The following is a 2,230-nucleotide window of genomic DNA, read 5'->3' as shown; positions in this document are numbered from 1 at the left end:
ACATCGGTCGCGTTGCCGTCGAACACGTCCCAGCTCACGGTCCTGGACTCGACCATGGCGCGGACCTTGGCAATCTCGCCGCTCCACTCGTCTTCGGTGATCTTGGTCCCGGTGGCCTTGGTGAAGGGCTCGAACATGGCCTTGCGTATGGCCGCTTGGCTGGCCCCGCCCCAGCCGGTGACCGTCAGCTGATCGCCCGCGAACGCGGCTTTCGTCGGATAAAGCGCACCCGCTGCCAGGCCGATCACGGCGAAGGCACCCGCGACCGTCAATGTCTTCCTCATCGTCTGCTTCCTCCCCTGTTATGCGAGCCCAAATTGGAGTGGCGTTGTCTAAGACCTGCCACGTTTTACTCGCGGCCAACACTCCATGGTCATGACGCGTCGAGTGCCCGGCAATCTTCCGTTTCCCAGCCGATGCTGATCGCCGCGCCGGGTTCGACCTGCACCACGCTTCCCGAATTGGGCAGCTTGATCACAAAATCATCATGGCCGCAGACCGAGCCCCGAGTACGCACGTGGTCGCCGAGGTAGATCACCTCCGCAACGCGGGCGCTGAAGACATTGGGCACTGCGATCGACCGAACACCTCATCGTTTCGTCTTCAGCGTGTTGATCTAGCGACTATCGTCGACGTTTTTTGTCTTTTCACGAAAATAGTATCGAACCTTCAAAGCCGAATTTCATCAATCTGACAGGGGCGCATCGCGGAAATCCTGCGCCGACACCTGCAGCGGAGCCAAAAATCGACTCCCCGCTCAAGCTGAGGCACGCCGCCACGTAGGGATGCCGTGGCGCAGCTCCTGCCTAGCGCCAAACAGATCGGCTTCCGCGGTGCAATTGATGCGGCTCCCCTTGTTCCGGCCGGTGCATTGCAGCTTGTAAGTGCGCAGGAGGTTCGCGCAATGTAGCCGTGCGCAGGCTGATCTAGACCGAGCTTCAGACCTCAAGAACAGCTTGCGACTTGGCAGGCTTCGCTCTAGCGCCAAGGCAGAGCCCAAAGTTCCTTGTTGTAGATTTTCTCAGCAAGATCACGACTGATGGCGTCGATTAATTTCTCTCCCTTGTCGCGCGAGGCTGCACTCGGATAACCGTAGACACCAGTGGAGCATTCGCTCGCGAGACTTCGCCAGCGATAAATACCTTTGCCGACAAGGTCGGCGAGGACGGGCGTGTGGTTGCCTTTGCCCTCGGCGAGGCGAATGCGGTCCCGAGTTCAGGCCGCAACGCCATACACATCGAGGTCTCTGCCTCACAGGCATGCCAAAGATTGCTCTGCCGCTCAAGGAAGCCGGCAATCGGCTTCTCTGCCGCGTACAATGGGTGAACTGCACGATCGGAACTTGCAATTTGGGGCTGAGCTCGTCGGCGCAGACGCGCGAACCACAGACTCGTAGATGCAGCGGATCACGTTGAAAAAGGTCTGGAAATCGAGCGTGATCGTGCCGCCAAACGACATGTGATGCTCGGAGAAACCTGTCCACAACATAGGCAGGACGACGAGCTTCTCTTCCGCTGCGGCCAAGCGCGCTGTGCACGTGCCACCGTCTCGCCGAGAAGACTCTCCATCTCGACCGGCGGGTGCGGCCCGTGCTGCTCGAGCGCGCCAACCGGGGCGATAACGATGGAGCCGGTATTGTGCCTCGCTCGAAAGGTCCGGCCCGAGGAACCTTGCAACTCAGCAGCCGGCATTCTCGCAACCAATAGATCGTTGGCTACGTAGCCTCTGACAACGTAGGTCCAATCGTCGAAACACAGGCACGCATCGATCATACCGGAGAGGCGTTGGCTTTCCTCGATCAGATGCTTGTGGGTATCCACAAAGCGGCGTCTCTTCGACCCATTGCGGGATCTGTCCGTCAGAGTTCCGTCATTTTTACGTGGTCGCCGGTGAAATTGGCGGTTCGGCGCTCGAGGTCGCGGGGAGAACGGAAGCTCTCCCCGCCGCTTCTTATTCTTACTTGGAGAGCCAGGCGGTAAAGCGCTGACGCAGCTCGTCTCGTTTATCAACCCAAAAAGCCCGGTCCGGCAGCTGGGCAACGGCCATATGTTCGGCCGCTGTCGGAATGTCAGGCAGGAGGGCCGGATCGACAAGCGCCATTGCATCCTTGTTGCCGGGCCCGACGGCGATGTACCGTGTGAGGTCGGCCAGCGCCTGGGGCGAGGAGGCAAAGGCGATGAACTTGTAGGCATCGTCCAGCCGCGGACTACCCTTGGGGATCGCCCACACG

The 2,230-nt window shown here is 60.0% G+C and carries 3 protein-coding genes and 2 pseudogenes; all 5 read right to left on the bottom strand.

The annotated features are described in order from the left end of the window. Positions 1-284, bottom strand: a pseudogene (locus AC0L2J_RS34675) (ABC transporter substrate-binding protein); the annotation flags it as partial. A gap of 89 nt (positions 285-373) precedes the next feature. Then, a complete protein-coding gene (locus tag AC0L2J_RS34670; protein ID WP_473395971.1) occupies positions 374-571 on the bottom strand; it encodes a TOBE domain-containing protein in 198 nt (65 codons plus the stop codon). 710 nt (positions 572-1,281) lie between these two features. Then, positions 1,282-1,524: a creatininase family protein gene (locus AC0L2J_RS34665; protein ID WP_473395970.1), complete on the bottom strand. Its 243-nt coding sequence runs from the start codon at positions 1,522-1,524 to the stop codon at positions 1,282-1,284. Continuing rightward, positions 1,407-1,691: a creatininase family protein gene (locus AC0L2J_RS34660; RefSeq protein ID WP_473395972.1), complete on the bottom strand. Its 285-nt coding sequence runs from the start codon at positions 1,689-1,691 to the stop codon at positions 1,407-1,409. The genes AC0L2J_RS34665 and AC0L2J_RS34660 overlap by 118 nt, the downstream gene beginning before the upstream one ends. A gap of 265 nt (positions 1,692-1,956) precedes the next feature. Continuing rightward, positions 1,957-2,230 (bottom strand): annotated as a pseudogene (locus AC0L2J_RS34655) (ABC transporter substrate-binding protein); the annotation flags it as partial.

The organism is Bradyrhizobium sp. MV1.5, assembly GCF_055807615.1.
The sequence above is the reverse complement of the archived record's forward strand: the minus strand, read 5'-3'. Positions and strand labels throughout refer to the sequence as shown.